The 19,658-nt window shown below is 56.9% G+C and carries 15 protein-coding genes, 1 tRNA gene and 1 pseudogene; 12 read left to right on the top strand and 5 right to left on the bottom strand.

The genetic code is table 11. The annotated features are described in order from the left end of the window. Positions 1-147: 147 nt before the first annotated feature. Positions 148-1,632: a YdgA family protein gene (locus EQV93_RS21500; RefSeq protein WP_146426253.1), complete on the top strand. Its 1,485-nt coding sequence runs from the start codon at positions 148-150 to the stop codon at positions 1,630-1,632. A 128-nt stretch (positions 1,633-1,760) separates the two neighbouring features. Here EQV93_RS21500 and EQV93_RS21495 read toward each other — a convergent pair whose 3' ends face one another. Both EQV93_RS21495 and EQV93_RS21490 read right to left on the bottom strand, forming a co-directional pair. Then, a complete protein-coding gene (locus tag EQV93_RS21495; RefSeq protein ID WP_240892415.1) occupies positions 1,761-3,362 on the bottom strand; it encodes a tannase/feruloyl esterase family alpha/beta hydrolase in 1,602 nt (533 codons plus the stop codon). 166 nt (positions 3,363-3,528) lie between these two features. Beyond that, a tRNA-Arg gene (locus EQV93_RS21490) sits at positions 3,529-3,605 on the bottom strand. A 348-nt stretch (positions 3,606-3,953) separates the two neighbouring features. On the opposite strand from EQV93_RS21490, the gene gabD reads away from it, so the two are divergent. The 3 genes from gabD to EQV93_RS21475 all read left to right on the top strand — a co-directional run bounded on the left by gabD (position 3,954) and on the right by EQV93_RS21475 (position 8,227). Continuing rightward, positions 3,954-5,396 carry an NADP-dependent succinate-semialdehyde dehydrogenase gene (gene gabD, locus EQV93_RS21485; RefSeq protein ID WP_122785370.1) on the top strand — a complete coding sequence of 481 codons (1,443 nt, stop codon included), beginning with the start codon at positions 3,954-3,956 and terminating at the stop codon, positions 5,394-5,396. Positions 5,397-5,571: 175 nt separating this feature from the next. After that, positions 5,572-6,855 carry a 4-aminobutyrate--2-oxoglutarate transaminase gene (gene gabT, locus EQV93_RS21480; RefSeq protein WP_122785369.1) on the top strand — a complete coding sequence of 428 codons (1,284 nt, stop codon included), beginning with the start codon at positions 5,572-5,574 and terminating at the stop codon, positions 6,853-6,855. Positions 6,856-7,000: 145 nt separating this feature from the next. Beyond that, on the top strand, positions 7,001-8,227 hold the full coding sequence (locus EQV93_RS21475; RefSeq protein WP_146385053.1) for an HDOD domain-containing protein: 1,227 nt from the start codon (positions 7,001-7,003) through the stop codon (positions 8,225-8,227). 286 nt (positions 8,228-8,513) lie between these two features. Here EQV93_RS21475 and desA read toward each other — a convergent pair whose 3' ends face one another. Continuing rightward, complete coding sequence (gene desA / locus EQV93_RS21470; RefSeq protein WP_122785367.1) at positions 8,514-9,698, bottom strand: delta-9 fatty acid desaturase DesA; 1,185 nt, start codon at positions 9,696-9,698, stop codon at positions 8,514-8,516. 148 nt (positions 9,699-9,846) lie between these two features. Here desA and dibA point away from each other — a divergent pair, with 148 nt between their 5' ends. Then, positions 9,847-11,769 (top strand): phosphodiesterase DibA, encoded by a 1,923-nt coding sequence (gene dibA / locus EQV93_RS21465; protein ID WP_240892414.1) that lies wholly within the window; start codon positions 9,847-9,849, stop codon positions 11,767-11,769. Positions 11,770-11,776: 7 nt separating this feature from the next. On the opposite strand, the gene EQV93_RS21460 is transcribed toward dibA, so the two are convergent. Further along, positions 11,777-12,061: a hypothetical protein gene (locus tag EQV93_RS21460; protein ID WP_146385049.1), complete on the bottom strand. Its 285-nt coding sequence runs from the start codon at positions 12,059-12,061 to the stop codon at positions 11,777-11,779. Between the two features lie 125 nt (positions 12,062-12,186). Here EQV93_RS21460 and EQV93_RS21455 point away from each other — a divergent pair, with 125 nt between their 5' ends. Further along, a complete protein-coding gene (locus tag EQV93_RS21455) occupies positions 12,187-12,846 on the top strand; it encodes a glutathione S-transferase family protein (RefSeq protein WP_122785364.1) in 660 nt (219 codons plus the stop codon). A 73-nt stretch (positions 12,847-12,919) separates the two neighbouring features. Here the strand turns inward: EQV93_RS21455 and argH are convergent, their stop codons facing one another. Then, positions 12,920-14,314, bottom strand: a complete 1,395-nt coding sequence (gene argH, locus EQV93_RS21450; protein WP_122785399.1) for an argininosuccinate lyase — start codon at positions 14,312-14,314, stop codon at positions 12,920-12,922. A gap of 269 nt (positions 14,315-14,583) precedes the next feature. On the opposite strand from argH, the pseudogene EQV93_RS21445 reads away from it, so the two are divergent. From EQV93_RS21445 to EQV93_RS21420, 6 genes and pseudogenes are all read left to right on the top strand, one after another. After that, positions 14,584-14,700 (top strand): annotated as a pseudogene (locus EQV93_RS21445) (sensor histidine kinase); the annotation flags it as partial. After that, positions 14,697-15,443, top strand: a complete 747-nt coding sequence (locus EQV93_RS21440) for a LytR/AlgR family response regulator transcription factor (protein WP_122785363.1) — start codon at positions 14,697-14,699, stop codon at positions 15,441-15,443. The pseudogene EQV93_RS21445 and the gene EQV93_RS21440, both read left to right, overlap by 4 nt. A gap of 104 nt (positions 15,444-15,547) precedes the next feature. Then, a complete protein-coding gene (hemC, locus tag EQV93_RS21435) occupies positions 15,548-16,489 on the top strand; it encodes a hydroxymethylbilane synthase (RefSeq protein ID WP_122785362.1) in 942 nt (313 codons plus the stop codon). Further along, a complete protein-coding gene (locus tag EQV93_RS21430; RefSeq protein ID WP_240892413.1) occupies positions 16,486-17,253 on the top strand; it encodes a uroporphyrinogen-III synthase in 768 nt (255 codons plus the stop codon). The genes hemC and EQV93_RS21430 overlap by 4 nt, the downstream gene beginning before the upstream one ends. A 16-nt stretch (positions 17,254-17,269) precedes the next feature. Then, positions 17,270-18,397, top strand: coding sequence for a uroporphyrinogen-III C-methyltransferase (locus EQV93_RS21425; RefSeq protein ID WP_146426258.1), 1,128 nt, complete (start codon positions 17,270-17,272; stop codon positions 18,395-18,397). Then, positions 18,394-19,620 carry a heme biosynthesis protein HemY gene (locus EQV93_RS21420; protein ID WP_122785359.1) on the top strand — a complete coding sequence of 409 codons (1,227 nt, stop codon included), beginning with the start codon at positions 18,394-18,396 and terminating at the stop codon, positions 19,618-19,620. Before EQV93_RS21425 ends, EQV93_RS21420 begins: the two co-directional genes overlap by 4 nt. Positions 19,621-19,658: the final 38 nt, after the last annotated feature.

The following is a 19,658-nucleotide window of genomic DNA, read 5'->3' as shown; positions in this document are numbered from 1 at the left end:
CGGGGGCTGCCTTGCGTCTACCGGGTGAAGCAGCTGTCATCGTTCAAACGTTCTTTGCAGTGTTAACCTGCAGCCACTTTTTGGCCCATGAGGGGCCCAACAAGACCGCATATCTTTCAACACAACGGACATTGAACGGGTCAATTGATGAATAAACCATTAGGCGTACTGGTAGGAATTGTTGTCGTCGCAGGGGCCCTTAATACGGCTGGCGCTTGGTACACAGGCTCCAAGCTTGAGGGCGTACTCAAGACTTCTATTGAGCAGGGCAATCAAGCGCTTGCCACGCAGCTCAAAGGCACCGCGACCCGCGCCACTGTCGAATTGGTTTCCATTGATCGCGGGTTATATAGCAGCACCGCGCAGTACCGTGTGAACATCCAGGACGAATCCGCGGGCGCAGATGCGCAGCCGCTGGTCATGCAGTTTGTCGACCACATTGAGCACGGTCCGTTGCCGTGGTCTCGCATCAAGACGTTCAAGTGGATGCCAGTGATGGCGACCAGCAACTATTCGCTGGAAAAAACACCCTCCACTGAAAAATGGTTTAACGCTGCCAAAGATCAGTCTCCGCTTCAAGGCCAGGTCACGCTGGGCTACAACCGCTCGGTTGACGCCCATACGGAGATGTTGCCCCTTGAGCTGGCTCTGGATGAAAACACCAGCCTCAGCTTTTCGGGCTTGACCATGGACGCCCAGTCCGATGCCGATGGGCAAAACATTAAAGCTAAAGGCTACATGGATCATCTCAAAGTCCATGCCGTTTCAGCAGATAAACCCCCTGTACTGGTGGAGCTCAATGGGCTGACCCTGGCCAGCGACCTTAATAAAAGCCCTTATGGCTTCTATCTTGGGCAAAACATTCTGGAGCTGAGCGAAGGCCAACTGACCTTTGGTGAACGCCAATCGGTGGCCAAGATCAAAGGCTTTGAATACGCAGGCTCGGCGTCTGCCAAAGGCAGCCTGTTGTCCGGGCGTCTGGCTTACAACGTCGGTGACATCACACTGGACGGCAAACCTGTCGGCAGCGCGAAAATGGTCATGACGGCCAGTAGCGTGGATATTCCGGCCATGCAATCGCTTTTGCAGATCTACCAGACCAAGTTCCAGCCGCACGCCGATGGCACATTACCCGTGGCGCAGTTAACCCCGGCTGAACAAATACAGATGCAAGCCGACATCGAAAAAATGTTGGATGCCAAGCCTCAACTGGCGTTGGAAAACCTGACCTTTAAAACGGCCAATGGCGAAAGCCAGTTCAATGTTGCTGTGAGCCTGGCCAAGCCGGCCACGTTCGAACAACCGCCTATTGAACTGGTTAAGCAACTGGTGACATCACTGGACGCCAAGTTGCAATTGTCCAAACCGATGATTGCTGATTTGTCGGGTGTTCAGGCGCAACTGGAAGGGCAAACCGACCCACAAACCATTGTCGAAATGGCCCAACTCGACAGCGAGACGGCGGGTGTCCTGGCCGTACAGAGCGGGCTGGCAAAAGTGGAAGGGGCCAACATTCTTGCCTCCCTCAACTATGCCGCAGGCCAAGTGGATTTAAATGGTCAGAAAATGAGCCTTGAGGAGTTTATCGCCGCCATGATGAACCGTTTTGGTGGCATGAGCGTTCAGGAGTAATTCGCGCGGCTTGCCAGCGGTTACACATTTTTAAGGTGTGCCGCTGACGAGTTACGAAGGCTGCGATCGGCGGCCAAGCCGCCGTTAAATCATTCTACCGGTTACAGGGTTGGCGCCAAACCGCGTCTTCAGATTTTTTTCGCAGCCCCTTCCTCACAGACATAGCTGGCGGCATTGTCGATATCGCCTTTACCGTCATACCGCGCCACGGCCGGATAGGCACACAGCGGCCGTATGCGGACGACTTTGCCATCGACAATTTTCGACGCCACGATCCGCTGCGGTGCCACGCCGTGTTCTACCCAATTGTCTATGTAGCTCAATTTATCGAACGTGTCGCACCCTGCGCCGCCGTAGCAATGGCCCATCCCCGGCACCAAAAACAGACGTGCCGAATCGCGCATCTCTGTACCCGCGTTGCGCATCAGCGCCTCGTAATAGTCGGCCAGTTCCTGGCCGTTATGAAAGTCGTTCCAGCCCACATACATCAACAGCTTGCCGCCACGGTTGAAGAACGGGTTTAAATTGTCGTCCACATGCATCAGGGAGCCGAGGCGGTTGATGGCCTCATTCACGGTCTTGTCCCAGTCGATAGTTGTCCAGTCCCAGTCGGGGTCCTGAAACGCAGCGTACTGGAACAAGTCCAACGCTACGGGGAACGGCTTGCCATCCACAAACTCACCGAGCAGGCTTTCATTGCCCTTGGCCGGGCCGGGAAAGATGACCTCATGGGTGCGTGGGTTGATTGGTCCCTGATAGATCTGTTTCATCAGGTCTACCTGGGAAGCGGTCAGGCAATCAACTGTTTCGTTGCTTTGGCACAACAACTGCTCGGGCGCAAAATCGCATTTATCCGGTTCTTCGATAAATCCCTGCTTACGGCCGACCGGCGTGGCGCACCGCTGGAGTGCGGTTTTAGCAACAAGGTCGAATTTCTCTTGGGTCATGCGCGCGTCAGGGTTGTGGCTGATCAACCAACTGGTCCAGAGCTGCGCGGCGTTGAAATTGACGATCGGATTCGGCGGGGCACCTGCAACGACGCCGTCGTAATCATCGGGAAAACGTTTGGCCTCAATCAGGCCTTCAAGGCCGCCCAGTGAACAACCGATCCAGTACGAACGGCTCGGCGATTGACCGTAATACGCCTTGATCAGCGCCTTGGCCTGTATCGTCATCAAGTGGTCGGCACGCCACGCATAGTCGATCAATTTTTCGGGGTGGCCCAGTGCAAAGCGTCCTCCCTTACCTTCCTCGGTACTGGAGTCGTGCCCCGTGTCCGTTGCCGCCGTGGCGTAACCTTGTTCAACCCCGGTCAGCATCGCCGGGAACATCATCGCGCCACCCCAGCCAAAACTGCCCACCCCGAGAAACTTACCGTTCCAGCCTTTGAGCGGTAGCCACACCTCAATCTTGATATCTGAATCGGTGGTCGGTTTAAGCGTGGCCGCAATGCGACAGAAGGCGGGGTTGGGACCATTCTCCGCAAGTCCTGCCAGGTTCATCCCTGAATAGCTGGCCAACCGTGTGAGCGGATTTTGTGGCATGACGTATTCACCGGCCGGTACAACCCGGGCTTCGGTGATGGTGGTATCGGGCAGGGCCAAAGTCGCCAGCGTGGCGCATGCATCGTCGGCCCGCGCCGCTGCGGCGCCTCCCATAAACAGCAGGCCAGCCGTGATGACCAAGCTCCTGCGCATCAGGCGCAGGCAAGACAGGCGAATCAGTTCCATAATCCAATCCCTTTGAACAGGCACGCGAAGAGTCCCGGCAAGCATAGATGCCCGCAGAGATGTCGATGCAGTCGTTATCGATTGGCCACAGATACACACTGCCAAAAGCGGCGATGAGCGGGGTGAGGGTGATTTGACGCGAGTCCCTTGGACAAGGGAAAGAAGATGGTGCACCAGGCGGGATTCGAACCCACGACCCCTGCCTTCGGAGGGCAGTACTCTATCCAGCTGAGCTACTGGTGCGACGCGGGCGCCATGATACTCATCTGCGTGCCGCCCGTCCATGCCGCTGATTCGTCGGGTGTTTCCTCGCCTGTTATAGGCTATTAATGGCGACAAGAGCCAAAACGGTATAAAGCCCTAGGTTGTTCTTTTTTTCGAACAGGCTATTGTCCTTTACCCCCTTTGTCCCTAGGATTCGTTTGAGATTTCAAACGATCTTGTCTGAGTGCTGAGCCGAACGCCTAACGTCCTGTGCGTTTTCCAGATACTTTGGTAAGTGAATGACTTCCTGACGGCAGCCTTCCATGGCGCCTTTCTACTCTCAATAATTCGCTCCGCGCCCGCGCGGTGCTGTTAAGGAAAGCCCACATGCAGCTCAAAGACGCACAGTTGTTCCGCCAGCAAGCCTACATTGATGGTGCCTGGGTAGACGCGGACGGTGGTCAGACGATCAAGGTCAACAATCCGGCGACCGGTGAAATTATCGGTACGGTGCCAAAAATGGGTGCTGCTGAAACCCGTCGCGCCATTGAAGCCGCAGACAATGCACTGCCTGCCTGGCGTGCACTGACCGCCAAAGAGCGTGCGACCAAGCTGCGTCGCTGGTTTGAGCTGCTGATCGAGAACCAGGACGATCTAGGCCGCCTGATGACGCTCGAACAAGGCAAGCCGCTGGCCGAAGCCAAAGGCGAAATCGTGTACGCGGCCTCGTTTATCGAGTGGTTCGCCGAAGAAGCCAAGCGCATTTATGGCGATGTTATCCCGGGCCATCAGCCGGACAAGCGCCTGATCGTGATCAAGCAACCAATCGGCGTTACCGCGGCTATCACACCGTGGAATTTCCCGGCGGCCATGATCACTCGTAAAGCCGGCCCCGCGTTGGCGGCAGGCTGCACCATGGTGATCAAGCCGGCTTCGCAAACCCCGTTCTCGGCACTGGCACTGGTTGAGCTGGCGCACCGTGCCGGTATTCCAAAAGGCGTATTGAGTGTTGTCACCGGCAGCGCTGGCGACATCGGCGGCGAGCTGACCAGCAACCCGATCGTGCGTAAATTGTCCTTCACCGGCTCGACCGAAATCGGTCGCCAGTTGATGGCTGAATGCGCCAAAGACATTAAGAAAGTGTCGCTGGAGTTGGGCGGCAACGCGCCGTTTATCGTGTTCGACGACGCTGACCTGGATAAGGCCGTCGAAGGCGCGATCATTTCCAAATACCGTAACAACGGCCAGACCTGCGTATGCGCCAACCGTCTGTACATTCAAGACGGTGTATATGACGCGTTCGCCGAGAAGCTGAAAGTGGCTGTGGCTAAATTGAAGATCGGTAACGGTCTTGAAGAAGGCACCACGACCGGTCCGCTGATTGACGACAAGGCTGTGGCCAAAGTCAAAGAACATATCGCTGACGCCGTAAGTAAAGGTGCAACCGTGCTGACTGGCGGCAACAGCCTGGAAGGCAGTTTCTTTGAGCCGACCATTCTGATCAATGTGCCGAAAAACGCCGCCGTCGCGAAGGAAGAAACCTTTGGCCCGCTGGCGCCGCTGTTCCGCTTCACAGACGAAGCTGAAGTGATCGCGATGGCCAACGACACCGAGTTCGGTCTGGCATCCTACTTCTATGCACGCGACATGAGCCGTGTGTTCCGTGTAGCCGAAGCCCTTGAATACGGGATGGTGGGTGTGAACACCGGCCTGATCTCCAACGAAGTGGCACCTTTCGGCGGTATCAAGGCGTCGGGCCTGGGCCGTGAAGGCTCCAAGTACGGCATCGAAGACTATCTGGAAATCAAATATCTCTGCCTGAGCATCTAATCCGGCGGGTGGTTCAGCAGAAGGGGTACGAGAGCGATGCCCCCTCTGTGCTTCAAATCGTTAACTTTTGTGGCCGGGTGCGCCATGCCAGTCGATCATCGAATGCTGGCAAGGCTGTGACTTAGGCGCGTCAGACTTGAACCACGCCGCGTGATACGCGGCGAATGAGGACATCATGAGCAACAAGACCAACGCATCTCTGATGAAACGCCGTGAAGCTGCTGTACCACGCGGTGTTGGCCAAATTCACCCGATCTTCGCCGAGTCGGCAAAGAACGCCACGGTAACCGACGTTGAAGGTCGTGAGTTCATCGACTTTGCGGGCGGTATTGCCGTACTGAACACCGGTCACTTGCACCCGAAAATCATCGCGGCCGTGCAAGAGCAACTGACCAAGTTGACTCACACCTGCTTCCAGGTTCTGGCTTACGAACCGTACGTTGAGCTGTGCGAAAAAATTAACGCCAAAGTGCCGGGCAATTTCGACAAGAAAACGCTGCTGGTGACCACGGGTTCGGAAGCGGTAGAAAATGCCGTGAAAATCGCCCGTGCTGCCACTGGCCGCGCTGGCGTGATTGCCTTTACCGGCGCTTACCACGGTCGCACCATGATGACCCTGGGCCTGACTGGCAAAGTCGTGCCGTACTCGGCTGGCATGGGCCTGATGCCCGGCGGCATCTTCCGCGCGTTGTACCCGTGTGAGCTACACGGCATCAGCGTTGACGATTCGATCGCCAGCATCGAGCGTATTTTCAAAAACGACGCCGAGCCTAAAGACATCGCCGCCATCATCATCGAGCCTGTGCAGGGCGAAGGTGGTTTCTACGTGGCACCGAAAGCGTTCATGGCCCGCTTGCGCGAACTGTGTGACAAGCACGGCATCCTGCTGATTGCTGACGAAGTACAAACAGGTGCTGGCCGTACGGGCACTTTCTTCGCCATGGAACAGATGGGCGTTACCGCCGACCTGACCACTTTCGCCAAATCCATCGCGGGTGGCTTCCCGCTGGCCGGTGTGTGCGGCAAGACAGAGCTCATGGACGCTATCGCTCCGGGCGGTCTGGGTGGCACGTATGCCGGCAGCCCGATTGCCTGCGCCGCTGCGTTGGCCGTGCTTGAAGTGTTTGAAGAAGAGCACCTGCTGGATCGCTGCAAAGCGGTCGGCGAGCGCTTGGTCACGGGTCTTAAGGCTATTCAGGCCAAGTACCCGGTTATCGGTGACGTGCGGGCATTGGGCGCGATGATCGCGGTCGAGCTGTTTGAAGGCGGTGATTCGCATAAGCCAAACGCCGCTGCAGTGGCTCAAGTTGTCGCTAAAGCGCGTGAGAAAGGCTTGATCCTGCTGTCGTGTGGCCCTTACGGCAACGTCCTGCGTGTGTTGGTGCCGTTGACTTCGCCCGACGAGCAACTGGATAAAGGCCTGGCAATCATCGAAGAGTGCTTCGCTGAGCTGGCGTGAGTCCTGATGCCTGAATTGTGACTCGATAGACAAAAAAAACCGCTTCGGCGGTTTTTTTTGGTTTGGGCGATTCATTTATGTATTTTTTCTACCAGCGCGCGCTCCCTTTGACTAAGGTGCAGGCATTACGCCGGGAGCAAACTCGATGACAGCTGTAGATTCACTGGCGGTGCCGAGCGTGCTGATTGCCGAGCCAGACCCTTGGACTTGCGATTTGCTTAAACAGATGGTGTTGAGTGTGCGCTGCGATGCGCAGCTGGACGTGTGCCAGGAAGGTCCGCAAGCACTGACGCTCTTGAAGCAAAAAACCTACGACCTGGTCATAGCTGACGGCAAACTACCGGGCATTGGCGGGCTGGATTTATTGCGCAGGGTTCGCCAACTGCGTCGCAGTCCTCTCCAGCCTTTTATTTTGCTGAGTGAGCGCAGTGACAGCGCCAGTGTGCGTGAAGCTTTGCCTTTGGCACCGACGGCCTACCTGACCAAACCGTTGGACATGAGTGGTTTGACGCTTCGTCTGCAAACCTTGTTGCTGAGGGCAGGGCAAGCGGTCTCGTGTGATGTGCCCGCACTGTCCCCGGGCATGACGCTCAAGGAGTTTTTGGCACAGCGACGAACGTCATGCGATGGTGCCCCGCTGTCGGTGGATGTCCACGCGGTCGTCAAGCAGAGCATGGGGCCTGTCGGCCTGGACCTCGGGTTGCTTGAGCAGTACGCCCATACCGATCCGCAAATCGGTGCAGTGTTGATTGCGGCGGTCAATAGCGCCGCCAGGCACCGTACCAGTCCCACACAGACGCTTGGGCAGGCCTTGCAAGGCTTGGGCGCGACGCAAAGCGTGAACCTTATACAAGGGCTGGCGCTAAAGCAGAGCGCCTATCTGACGGACCCGTGCCTGACTGACTATGCGCAGCAGCAGTGGGCCGTGTCACTGCGCACAGCTGAGTATGGCCGCACCTTGGCAGGCATCCTGAATCTGGACAAAGCACGTTGTTATTACGCCGGGCTGCTGCACCGTATTGGTGATCTGGCGGTGTTGCGCTGTTTACAGGAATGGCAGTTGGCCGGTGGCGAGCTGGACACTCAGGTGATTGACGCGTCTCTGGCCGAATTTGCTGCAGCTTATGGTTCCGCATTGCGCACGCGCTGGCGCTTGCCGTTGGAGTTGCGGGAATTGATCGCAGCGATCTATCACCTGGGCGGTGGAGTGTATTCACGCGAGGCGCTGGTCATGAGTATGGCTGCTCAAGTAGCCAATTTGGCGTCAGACGATGGGATTGAGTCACTTGCTGAAAGCAAAACGGCCCGACTGTTGAAAGTCGGGCCGTTAGAGTTGGCGCGGTTGGTAAAAAAGCAGAGCCCCTCACCCTAACCCTCTCCCAAAGGGAGAGGGGACTGACCGCGCGCGGCTTCAAGATCACTCCAAACCAGCGCCCTCTCCCAAAGGGAGAGGGGACTGACCGCGCGCGGCTTCAAGATCACTCCAAACCAGCGCCCTCTCCCAGAGGGAGGGGGGACTGACCGCGCGCGGCTTCAAGATCACTCAAAACCAGCGCCCTCTCCCAGAGGAAGAGGGGACTGACCGCACGCGGCTTCAAGGTTACCCTGAACCAGCCCCCTCTCCCTTTGGGAGAGGGTTGGGGTGAGGGTAGTAGCCTCTATGCTTTAGCGGGACGCAATGAGTACGTCTTCAATTGATTGGCAAACTCGCGCAACGACTGAATCCCGCTGGCTTCTGCCTCATGTACCCACTCTTTGATAGCGGCCAGCATATCGTGGCCGTTGGTGCTGGTCTTGACCCAGATCTGCTGCAGGGCCAGGCGCTTTTCGTAAATCACTTTCAGCGACTGGCTGTGCTCCAGCAGGCTTTCGATACGCTGGTGATGACGATCTTCAAGCAGGCTGGTCTCACGCGAAAGCAAGCGCTTGGCGCGACGGAACTGGTGGCGAACCGAGTGATCAACCTTGGCCAGCTCTTGCTGGACCAAGGGGGCAATCACTAACTTGCGGTACTGCGCCATGATCTGGAACCGGTTGTTCAGGATCGCCATGGCGGTGTCCATGTCCAGATTGCCCTTACCTTCGACCCGGTGAGCAATGGGCGCAACGCGTTGAACCTTGGCCAGACCTAAAAAGCTGAACACCTTGATCCACGCCCAGCCCAGGTCGAATTCCCATTTCTTGACCGACATCTTGGCCGAGTTGGGGTAGGTGTGGTGGTTGTTGTGCAGCTCTTCACCGCCAATGATGATGCCCCACGGCACCAGATTGGTCGCCGCGTCGCGGCACTCAAAGTTGCGGTAACCCACGGCATGGCCCAGACCATTGACCACGCCTGCAGCCCACACCGGGATCCACATCATCTGGATCGCCCAGATGGTCAGGCCGATGGCGCCGAACAAGAGCAGGTCGATGGCCAGCATGATGCCCACGCCCAGCAATTTGTAGCGCGAATACAGATTCCGCTCTATCCAGTCTTCAGGGCAGTTCTTACCGTAAATACGCAGTGTTTCCGCGTTTTGTGCCTCTTCGCGGTACAGCTCTGCACCTTTGCGCAAAACGGTCGATAACCCCTTGATGACCGGGCTATGCGGGTCATCTACGGTTTCGCATTTTGCGTGGTGCTTACGGTGGATGGCAGTCCACTCGCGGGTATTCTGCGCAGTGGTCAGCCACAGCCAGAAGCGGAAGAAGTGTTTCAGGCCACCGTTAAGCTCCAAAGAGCGGTGCGCTGAATAGCGGTGCAGATAAACCGTGACCCCAATAATGGTCACGTGGGTCATCAACAGGGTGACCGCAACCAGTTGCCAGGCTGACAAGTCAAGAAAACCGTTGTACCACATAGGCTGTTTGGCCCTCGGGAAGATAAAAAAATTGCAACGCGCATTATCCCCTTGCTGCCAGATAAAACCAGTCGACCTTTCAGATAAGAGTATTCAGATGTTTCTTACACTATAATTCCTCTTTTTTTGTAGGTTCTTTAACTTTCTTATGTCGGTTTCATATCGTGATGCTTTGCGTGCGGCTTTGTTGTACGGGCTGTTATCGGTTTTCTGGCTGCAAATATCTGATCATTTATTGAACAGTTATTTCGATGATTGGAGCCAATTGGCCCAGTGGCAACGGATCAACGGTTATTTTTGGGCGTTTTGCAGTGCCGTATTAATTTTTATTGCCCGCGCACGGCTGTTGAGTTTTATGGGTGTGGGCGCCCGCTTGAAGCATCAACGTCAAGATCGGGAGCGCCTGCGCCAAGCGGCCGTGGTGTTCGATTGCACCCGCGAAGGTGTGTTGGTCACCGACTGCAGGGGCACGATTGTGCATGTGAACCGTGCTCTGGTTGAAATCACCGGCTATACCGCCGACGAAGTGTTGGGCCACCGCCCCAATATGTTCAAGTCGGGTCGTCATGGCCCCGAGTTCTATCAGGCGGTGTTTAAGTCACTACAAGAAAACGGTGACTGGAGCGGTGAGATCTGGAACCGTCGCAAAGATGGCGAAGTGTATCCGCAGTGGCAAACCGTCCGTGCGATTACTGATGGTGAAGGGCTAGTAACTCACTATGTCGCGGTGTTCACGGATATTTCGGCCATAAAAAAATCCCAGACTGAATTGACTCGGTTGGCCCACCACGACGCGCTGACTGACTTGCCCAATCGACTGTTGTTTACCGATCGCACTGAACAGGCGTTAGCCTCGGCGCTACGGCACTCCTCGGGGTGCGCGCTGCTGCTGATCGATCTTGATCACTTTAAAATCGTCAATGACAGCCTGGGCCATAACATCGGTGACTTGCTGCTCAAAAGGGTCGCTGACCGTTTGCAGCGTCTGTTCGGTAAAGGTTTCACCGTGGCCCGATTGGGTGGCGATGAATTTGCCGTATTGGTCGACAATTGCTCGCGCACGGCTGAGGCGGCGTTGGCTGCGCAGAAGGTGCTGGAGGTGATGAAAGGGGTCTTTGAGGTTGAGAAGCATCAGCTTTTTATCAGCGCCAGCGTGGGCATCAGCGTATTCCCTCGTGACGCTTTGAACGCCGAGCAATTACTGCGCAATGCCGACTCGGCGTTGTATAAGGCCAAAAAAACGGGCCGCGAGGGTTATGCCCTCTACACCGAAGAGCTGACCACTCACGCACAATACCGGGTAGAAGTGGCCAGCGATTTACGCCGGGCACTGGAGCAGCAAGAGCTGCGTGTGTATTACCAGCCGGTGCACGACCTCAAGACCAGCCGTCTGATTGGCGTTGAGGCGCTGGTGCGCTGGCAGCATCCGGTGCGAGGTTTGATATCGCCGGGCGAATTCATTCCGATCGCCGAACGTACCGGTCTGATTGCCGAAATTGACGCGTGGGTGTTGGAGCAAGCCTGCTGGCAAATGGGCCAGTGGCAATGCGCTGGCGTCGAGTTGTCATTTGTGGCCGTTAATATCTCCAGCCGTTTGTTTGCTCGTCCTGAATTGTTCACGCTGGTATCTACCGTGCTGGCCGATACAGGGCTGGATCCGGCGTTGTTGGAACTGGAAGTCACGGAAAGTGCCGTGATGGACGATTCACAGGCCGCGCTGGAGCAAATGCATCGCCTGCGAACCTTGGGGTTGCGACTGGCCATTGATGATTTCGGAACGGGTTTTTCGTCTTTGCTACGGCTCAAGCAGTTACCTGTGCAGAAGCTCAAGATCGATCAGGGATTTGTCGCCGGGCTACCGGCAGACAATGACGACGTGGCGATTGTTCGCGCGGTCATCGCACTGTCTCAAAGCATGGGCTTGCATGTGCAGGCAGAAGGGATCGAGCAAGTCGAGCAGGCGCAATTCCTGCACGACCTCACGTGTGATCTGGGCCAAGGCTACTGGTTTGGACGCCCGATGCCGGCCAGCGAACTGGACTGGCAACGAGCTCCAGCGATTCACGGCTAAGCCGGATTCAGTTCTTCTCGGGCGGCAGGGTCGGCAGCTCGCGAAGGGCTGTTTCGTACCATTGCGAATCAAAGGCGCGGTCTTCTTCGAGGAGCGCGTCAATCTCCACGGCAAGCACATGCGCCATCATGCTCAAAATTTCGTCGCGCTCGTAGCCAACCAAAGTCAGCTTATTGAACGTGGCTTTAGCGGCAGGGGGGTTGTCGCTTTCAATCTGGTTTTCAATCGCTTGAGTCAGGGTATCTTCGGCGAATTCTTCTTCGTCGGTGTCGATATCGGTTGGCTCGCTCATGGGCAGGCTCCTTAAGTAAAGGCTGGCAGTCTAACGGCATTCAGCTCAGTGATGCTGCTAGCCAGCTTAGCGGCGAACCTTTATAACAGCTGCTGCCAACCCCAACACGGCCTGGAGGCTTTGCAATGCTTAAGCTCTATGGATTCGCAGTCAGCAATTACTACAACATGGTCAAACTGGCGCTGCTGGAAAAGGGCGTTGCTTTCGAAGAAGTCCCCTTCTTTCCAGGTTCTGCACCTCAAACGTTGACCATCAGCCCGCGTGGCAAAGTTCCTGTGTTGGGTGTCGAGCAAGGTTTTATCAACGAAACCAGTGTGATCCTTGAGTACATCGAGCAGACACAATCGGGTCCAAAGCTGTTACCGACGGATCCTTTCGAGCGCGCTCAAGTGCTGGCGCTCGCCAAAGAAATAGAGCTGTATATCGAGTTGCCTGCCCGTGCGTTGTACTCGGAGGCGTTCTTCGGCATGACGGTCCCTGAGGCAATCAAAACTAAAGCCCGTACTGAGTTGCTTGAAGGTATTGCTTCGCTAGGTCGCCACGGAAAATTCTCACCCTTCGTGGCGGGTGAGACGCTGAGCCTGGCAGATATTTACTTCCTGTACAGCGTCAGTCTGGCGTGTGCGGTCGGGCATAAATTGTTTGGCCTGGACTTGCTGGCCGATCTGCCGGGGGCCAAGGCGTTGCTCGAACAACTTGAGCAAAACCCGCACGTGCAGAAAATCGCTGCGGATAAAGAAGCGGTCATGCCGCAGTTTCTGGCCTGGATCAGTAGCAAGAAATAAAGCTTGGCTTAAGCGCTGGGTAAAAAAAACGGGCACATAAAGTGCCCGTTTTTTTGCTGCACGGTAAACGAGCTTAGCGGTTAGCCAGCAACGCCTTGCCACGGGCTACAGCCGCTTTCACTTGCGCAGGCGCGGTGCCGCCAATGTGATTACGGGCGTTGACCGAGCCTTCGAGGGTCAGCACGGCAAACACGTCGTCTTCGATCTGATCGCTGAACTGGCGCAATTCTTCCAGGCTCATTTCAGCCAGGTCCTTGCCCGTTTCAACGCCGTACTTCACCGCGTGGCCAACAATCTCGTGGCAGTCACGGAACGGCAGGCCTCGACGCACCAGATAATCGGCCAGGTCGGTGGCTGTCGAGAACCCGCGCAACGCCGCTTCGCGCATCATGGCGTGCTTGGGCTTGATCGCCGGGATCATGTCGGCAAAGGCACGCAGCGAATCGCGTAGGGTGTCAGCCGCGTCGAACAACGGCTCTTTGTCTTCCTGATTGTCCTTGTTGTAGGCCAGTGGCTGGCCTTTCATCAGGGTCAACAGGCCCATCAGCGCGCCAAATACACGGCCGCTTTTACCGCGTACCAGTTCCGGGACGTCCGGGTTTTTCTTTTGCGGCATGATCGAGCTGCCGGTGCAGAAGCGATCAGGCAGGTCGATAAACTGGAACTGCGCACTGGTCCACAACACCAGCTCTTCAGAGAAGCGCGACAAGTGCATCATCGCAATGCTGGCTGCGGCGCAGAATTCGATGGCGAAGTCGCGGTCCGACACGTTGTCCAGCGAGTTACCGCCCACGGCGTCAAAACCCAGCAGCTGCGCCGTGAATTCGCGGTCGATCGGGTAAGTGGTGCCTGCCAGTGCGGCACTGCCCAGAGGCATACGATTGGTGCGCTTGCGGCAGTCGACCAGACGCTCATAATCGCGGCTGAGCATTTCGAACCACGCCAGCATGTGATGACCAAATGTCACTGGCTGTGCGGTTTGCAGGTGTGTAAAGCCGGGCATGATGGTCTCGGCTTCGCGTTCGGCCTGCTCCAGCAGGCCTTTCTGCAAACGGGTAATTTCAGCCAGGATCACGTCAATTTCGTCACGCAGCCACAGGCGAATATCGGTGGCGACCTGATCGTTACGGCTGCGACCGGTGTGCAGTTTTTTACCGGTCACACCAATGCGGTCGGTCAGGCGCGCTTCGATATTCATGTGCACGTCTTCCAGGTCGATGCGCCAGTCAAACGTGCCGGCTTCGATTTCGCTCTGGATGGTTTTCAGGCCTTCGATGATGCTGTCGCGCTCGGCATCGGTTAGCACGCCGACTTTGGCCAACATCGTGGCGTGAGCCACGGAGCCCATGATGTCGTGACGGTAAAGGCGCTGGTCAAAAGTGACGGAAGCAGTGAAGCGCGCAACGAAGGCGTCGACGGGTTCACTGAAGCGGCCGCCCCAGGACTGATTGGTCTTGTCGGTGCTCATGAATTCGCTCGTAATCGGCTGAGGAAAGTTACACAAAAAGTTGCTGCAGATCATAACAGGGTTGCCAGCGCTGACGTTGACGTACGTCGGTAACCTTTTGTATGAAGTGGGTTATAAAAAATACAGCAACGAAATTGACGGATTACCCCCATTCGTCTTGGCAACCGTCTACAGTTGGTCATATGGATCAGTCTTTGCAGGTCTTTATCAATGACTAAACTGATTCGGTAATAAACCGAGCAACAGACACAGGTGAATTTTGCTGCGATGTTGCGGCACTTTTTGGCCTTCGCGCTAGTCTTAGCGTGGATCGCCGTGACAGTCGTCACTTCACCTGTCTACGCTATCCTTGTGCGAGACTCACGCAGGAATACAGCGCTATATGAATGTCCTGATCGTTGATGACGAAACCCTGGCCCGCGAGCATTTGAGCCGATTAGTTGGCACGCTTGGTGGCCATACATTGCTGGAACCCACCGCCACTAATGGCGAAGAGGCATTGAGCCTGATCGAAAGCCTCAAGCCGGATGTCGTGTTACTCGACATTGGTCTCCCAGGCCTCGACGGCTTGCAGGTTGCTGCCAAATTATGCGAGCGCGAGCTGCCCCCTTCGGTTGTCTTTTGCGTCGCACCTGACGAGTTCTCGCTGCAAGCTTTGCAGGAGAGCGGGCTCAGCTATGTGCTCAAGCCGATCAGTGCCGAGGCATTGAGCGCAGCATTGAAAGAGGCGCATCGGCCCAATCGAAGCCAGCTGGCTGCGCTGACCCGGCCTGCCGCGCAATCGGGCAGCGGTCCGCGAAGTCATATCAGTGCCCGAACCCGCAAAGGAATCGAGCTGATTCCCATCGAACAAGTGATCTACTTCATCGCCGATCATAAATACGTGACGTTGCGTCACGAAGGCGGCGAAGTCTTGCTTGATGAGCCTCTCAAATCCCTTGAGGACGAATTCGGCGAACGTTTTGTGCGTATTCATCGCAATGCGCTGGTGGCACGCAACCGTATCGAGCGCCTTCAACGTACGCCGTTAGGGCATTTCCAGCTCTATCTGCGTGGGCTCAATGGTGATGCGTTGATTGTCAGCAGACGTCATGTAGCCGGGGTTCGCAAAATGATGCAGCAGCTTTAGGGCCGGTCAGCGGGCCAGGGAGGCCACGTACTTTCTGATACAAGTCAAAGCTGTTTTGGCTGAGCTGTTATTATCAGCCGTATCTATTCAGTACGGATTGATCCATGTCCTCTCGCGAAATCCGCATCGCTACCCGTAAAAGCGCCCTGGCTCTGTGGCAGGCCGAGTATGTCAAAGCCCGCTTGGAGCACGCTCACCCAGGTCTTTTGGTGACGCTGGTTCCTATGGTCAGCCGTGGCGACAAGTTGCTGGACTCTCCGCTGTCGAAAATCGGCGGCAAGGGTCTGTTCGTGAAAGAGCTCGAAACCGCATTGCTCGAAAACGAAGCAGATATCGCCGTGCACTCCATGAAAGACGTGCCGATGGACTTCCCTGAAGGCTTGGGCTTGTTCTGTATCTGCGAACGTGAAGACCCGCGCGATGCTTTTGTCTCCACGACCTACGCCACGCTTGATGCCTTGCCAGAAGGCAGCGTTGTCGGCACATCGAGCCTGCGTCGACAGGCCCAGTTGTTGACCCGTCGACCCGACCTGAATATCCGTTTTTTGCGTGGCAACGTTAATACCCGTCTGGCCAAACTGGACGCGGGTGAATACGACGCCATCATTCTTGCGGCTGCAGGTTTGATTCGCCTCGGCTTTGAAGACCGCATCACCTGCGCGATCAGTATCGATGACAGCTTGCCGGCCGGCGGCCAAGGCGCGGTGGGTATTGAGTGCCGCAGTGCCGACAGTGACATTCATGCCTTGCTAGCGCCTTTGCATCATGCCGACACCGCGGTGCGTGTGACGGCCGAGCGCGCATTGAACAAGCATTTGAATGGCGGCTGTCAGGTCCCTATTGCCTGTTATGCCGTGCTCGAAGGCGATCAAATCTGGTTGCGTGGCCTTGTGGGCGACCCCAATGGCAGCATGCTTCTGACGGCTCAGGCACGCGGGCCCCATAGTGCTGCAACAGAACTTGGGATCGAGGTGGCTGAAGCGTTGCTGGATCAAGGTGCCGGCGCGATCCTGAAAGCTGTTTACGGTGAGGCAGGTCACGAGTGACAGGTTGGCGCTTGTTGCTGACCCGGCCCGCAGAGGAGTCGGCAGCGCTGGCGTGTGAGTTGTCCAGTGTGGGTGTTTACAGCAGCAGCTTGCCGCTGCTGAACATCCAGCCGTTGGTATTGACTGACGCGCAGCGGGTGCTGATCGCTCAGCTTGATCGCTATTGCGCGGTCATTGTCGTCAGCAAACCCGCAGCGCGGCTGGGCCTTGCTCTGGTCAGCCAATATTGGCCACAGCCCCCCGCCCAGAAGTGGTTCAGTGTGGGAGCCGCGACCGCGCAGATTCTCACCGACCATGGTCTCGATGTTAGCTACCCTCAAAGCGCGGATGACAGTGAGGCCTTGTTGGCATTGCCTGCGTTCAGTCAGGCTGTTGCCTGCGATAACCCAAGGGTTCTGATTTTGCGCGGCGAGGGTGGGCGAGAGATGCTGGCCGAGCGTTTACGAGACCTGGGCGCACAACTCGACTACCTTGAGCTGTACCGTCGCGAGCTGCCTTCCTACCCGCCAGCCGCGCTGGTGGAACGCGTGAAAGTGGAACGCCTGAACGGTCTGGTGGTCAGCAGTGGGCAGGGTTTCGAACATTTATGCCAATTGGCAGGCGATGCCTGGCCGCAACTGGCAAGTTTACCGTTGTTTGTTCCAAGCCCTCGGGTTGCGCAAATGGCGCGAGATGCCGGGGCGTTAAACGTTGTGGATTGTCGTGGTGCCAGTGCCACGGCTTTGCTGGCGGCGTTACGGGAACATCCCGTACCTGCTTTCTAATGCAAAGGATGGATACGTGAGCGAAACAGTCTTGCCAAAAGAATCCGTGCAGCCCGCGCCTCAAGCGCCGGCTCAAAAGCCCGATACGCGCTCCGAGCGGCGGGGCAATGGTCTGGCCGTGGTGGCGCTGTTGCTCGGTGCCGCTGGCGTTGCCGTCGGCGGTTGGGGGGTGTGGCAGGTGCGTCATCTGCAAGTCGCCACCGAGCAGCAGTTAAGCGAAGTACCGGCGCTGGCGGCGCAAACGCTGTCGATCAAGCAGGGAGAGCAACAACTGCTGACGCGCCTCAATCAGTTGCCGTCTGCCAATGAACTGGATAACCAGCGCCAATTGGTTGTGCAGTTGCAAGGTGATCAACAGCGCTTGAACCAGCGTCTTGAAACCGTATTGGGTGCAAGCCGCAAGGATTGGCGCTTGGCCGAGGCCGAACATTTGCTGCGCCTGGCCAGCCTGCGCTTGTCAGCCCTGCAAGACATCAGCAGTGCGCAAGCGCTGGTGCAGGGCGCTGACGATATTCTGCGCGAGCAGAATGATCCCGGGTCATTCGCTGCCCGTGAGCAATTGGCCAAAACCCTTACCGCCCTGCGCAGCGTAGAACAACCCGATCGCACAGGCCTGTTCCTGCAATTGGCCGCCTTGCGTGACCAGGTGGCACAGCTCAATGCGCTGGCACCGTCCTACAAGGATACGGGCGACTCTCTGTTAGGCCTGACAGCTGATGGCGATGGCGCGAGTCGTTGGGCGCAGTGGTGGGATGAGATTTCGCATTACATCCGTATCGACTTCAACGCGGATAAAAATGTACGACCACTCTTGGCCGGTCAGAGCCTGACTCAAGTACGTCTTGCCCTGAGTCTGGCGCTGGAACAGGCGCAGTGGGCAGCCCTCAATGCTCAGGAGCCGGTTTATACCCAGGCGCTGGCGCAAGCCGAAGACGTGCTTAAAAATAATTTCAACTCGGATAACGCGCAAAGTAAGAAGTTGCTAGAGCAGGTGGTGGCGCTGAGCAAACAGCCTGTCACGGTACAAACCCCCGACCTCGCCGGCACCTTGAGCGCCGTGCAGGCCTATCTGGAGCGTCGCCACGTTTCTGCTGACGAGCCGGGCAAGGCGGCTGGCAATCCTGCGCAGGAGACCAGCCCATGAGACGTTTCTATGTGATTGTGTTTTTGTTGATCGCAGCGGCGGCGTGCATCGGCCTGGCAATCGCCGAAGACTCGGGTTATGTGCTGATTGCCTACAAAAGCTTCCGTTACGAATCCAGCCTGTGGGCGACCTTGGCACTGGTGATGGTGCTTTGGCTGCTGGTCTGGGGCATCAAGCTGCTGGTCGAACTGCTGACCACGTCGACCGGGCTGGTCAATCCCTGGTCGCGACGTAACCGTAGCCGTCGCGTGCAAATCGCTATCGAGCAAGGCCAGATGGACCTCGCCGAGGGCCGTTGGGCCAGTGCGCAAAAACACCTCGCTCGAGCTGCCGAAGCTGAGCGCCAGCCATTGCTTTACTACCTTGGTGCCGCCAGGGCTGCCAATGAGCTAGGGCGCTATGAAGAAAGCGACCGCTTGCTGGAACGTGCGCTTGAGCGCCAGCCTCAAGCCGAACTGGCGATTGCCTTGAGCCATGCCCAGTTGCAAGTCGACCGTGCCGACACAGAAGGTGCGCTGGTCACTTTACAGGCCATGCACGAGCGTCATCCACACAACGTGCAAGTGCTCCGCCAGTTGCAGCGTTTGCACCAGCAGCGCGGTGATTGGGCGGCCTTGATCCGCTTGTTGCCCGAATTGCGCAAAGACAAAGTGCTGCCCGCAAATGAGCTGGCCGAGCTGGAGCGTCGCGCCTGGGGTCAAAACCTGAGCCTGGCTGCGCAGCGTGAAACAGAAGGCGAGGCGGGGCTTCAAGCCTTGCAGCGTGCGTGGCAACAACTGACATCGGCCCAGCGTCAGGAGCCTGCACTGGTGCTGGCTTATGCCGAACAATTGCGTCAGCTGGGTGCTCAAGCCGAGGCAGAAGAAGTGTTGCGTGGTGCTCTCAAACGCAACTATGACAGCCACCTTGTGCGCCTGTATGGCCTGCTTCGTGGCAGTGACCCGGTGAAACAGTTGCAGACGGCCGAAGGGTGGCTGAAGGCGCATCCCGGTGACGCCAGTTTGCTGCTGACGTTGGGTCGTCTGTGTTTGCAAAACAGTTTGTGGGGCAAGGCGCGTGACTACTTTGAAAGTAGCCTGAAGATTGAGCGTAATCCTGAGACCTGCGCAGAGTTGGCGCGCTTACTGGCCCAGCTGGGTGATACGGGGCGCAGCAACCAGTTGTTTCAGGAAGGCTTGAATATGCTGGATGAGCGCTTGCTGGCGCTGCCGCTGCCGGCCTAAAACGCTTCCGGTAATTGAGCCCAGCCAGGATTGCTTCA

The organism is Pseudomonas sp. TMW22091 (assembly GCF_022496705.1).
Taxonomy (GTDB): Bacteria; Pseudomonadota; Gammaproteobacteria; order Pseudomonadales; family Pseudomonadaceae; genus Aquipseudomonas; species Aquipseudomonas saxonica.
Note: the sequence above shows the minus strand (reverse complement) of the source record. Positions and strands in the feature narration are given on the sequence as shown.

What these genes read in the sequence shown, in the direction of transcription:
- EQV93_RS21500 (WP_146426253.1), top strand. Translation starts at nt 148, where the DNA reads ATGAATAAACCATTAGGCGTACTGGTAGGAATTGTTGTCGTCGCAGGG.
- EQV93_RS21495 (WP_240892415.1), bottom strand. Translation starts at nt 3,362, where the DNA reads ATGGAACTGATTCGCCTGTCTTGCCTGCGCCTGATGCGCAGGAGCTTG.
- gabD (WP_122785370.1), top strand. Translation starts at nt 3,954, where the DNA reads ATGCAGCTCAAAGACGCACAGTTGTTCCGCCAGCAAGCCTACATTGAT.
- gabT (WP_122785369.1), top strand. Translation starts at nt 5,572, where the DNA reads ATGAGCAACAAGACCAACGCATCTCTGATGAAACGCCGTGAAGCTGCT.
- EQV93_RS21475 (WP_146385053.1), top strand. Translation starts at nt 7,001, where the DNA reads ATGACAGCTGTAGATTCACTGGCGGTGCCGAGCGTGCTGATTGCCGAG.
- desA (WP_122785367.1), bottom strand. Translation starts at nt 9,698, where the DNA reads ATGTGGTACAACGGTTTTCTTGACTTGTCAGCCTGGCAACTGGTTGCG.
- dibA (WP_240892414.1), top strand. Translation starts at nt 9,847, where the DNA reads ATGTCGGTTTCATATCGTGATGCTTTGCGTGCGGCTTTGTTGTACGGG.
- EQV93_RS21460 (WP_146385049.1), bottom strand. Translation starts at nt 12,061, where the DNA reads ATGAGCGAGCCAACCGATATCGACACCGACGAAGAAGAATTCGCCGAA.
- EQV93_RS21455 (WP_122785364.1), top strand. Translation starts at nt 12,187, where the DNA reads ATGCTTAAGCTCTATGGATTCGCAGTCAGCAATTACTACAACATGGTC.
- argH (WP_122785399.1), bottom strand. Translation starts at nt 14,314, where the DNA reads ATGAGCACCGACAAGACCAATCAGTCCTGGGGCGGCCGCTTCAGTGAA.
- EQV93_RS21440 (WP_122785363.1), top strand. Translation starts at nt 14,697, where the DNA reads ATGAATGTCCTGATCGTTGATGACGAAACCCTGGCCCGCGAGCATTTG.
- hemC (WP_122785362.1), top strand. Translation starts at nt 15,548, where the DNA reads ATGTCCTCTCGCGAAATCCGCATCGCTACCCGTAAAAGCGCCCTGGCT.
- EQV93_RS21420 (WP_122785359.1), top strand. Translation starts at nt 18,394, where the DNA reads ATGAGACGTTTCTATGTGATTGTGTTTTTGTTGATCGCAGCGGCGGCG.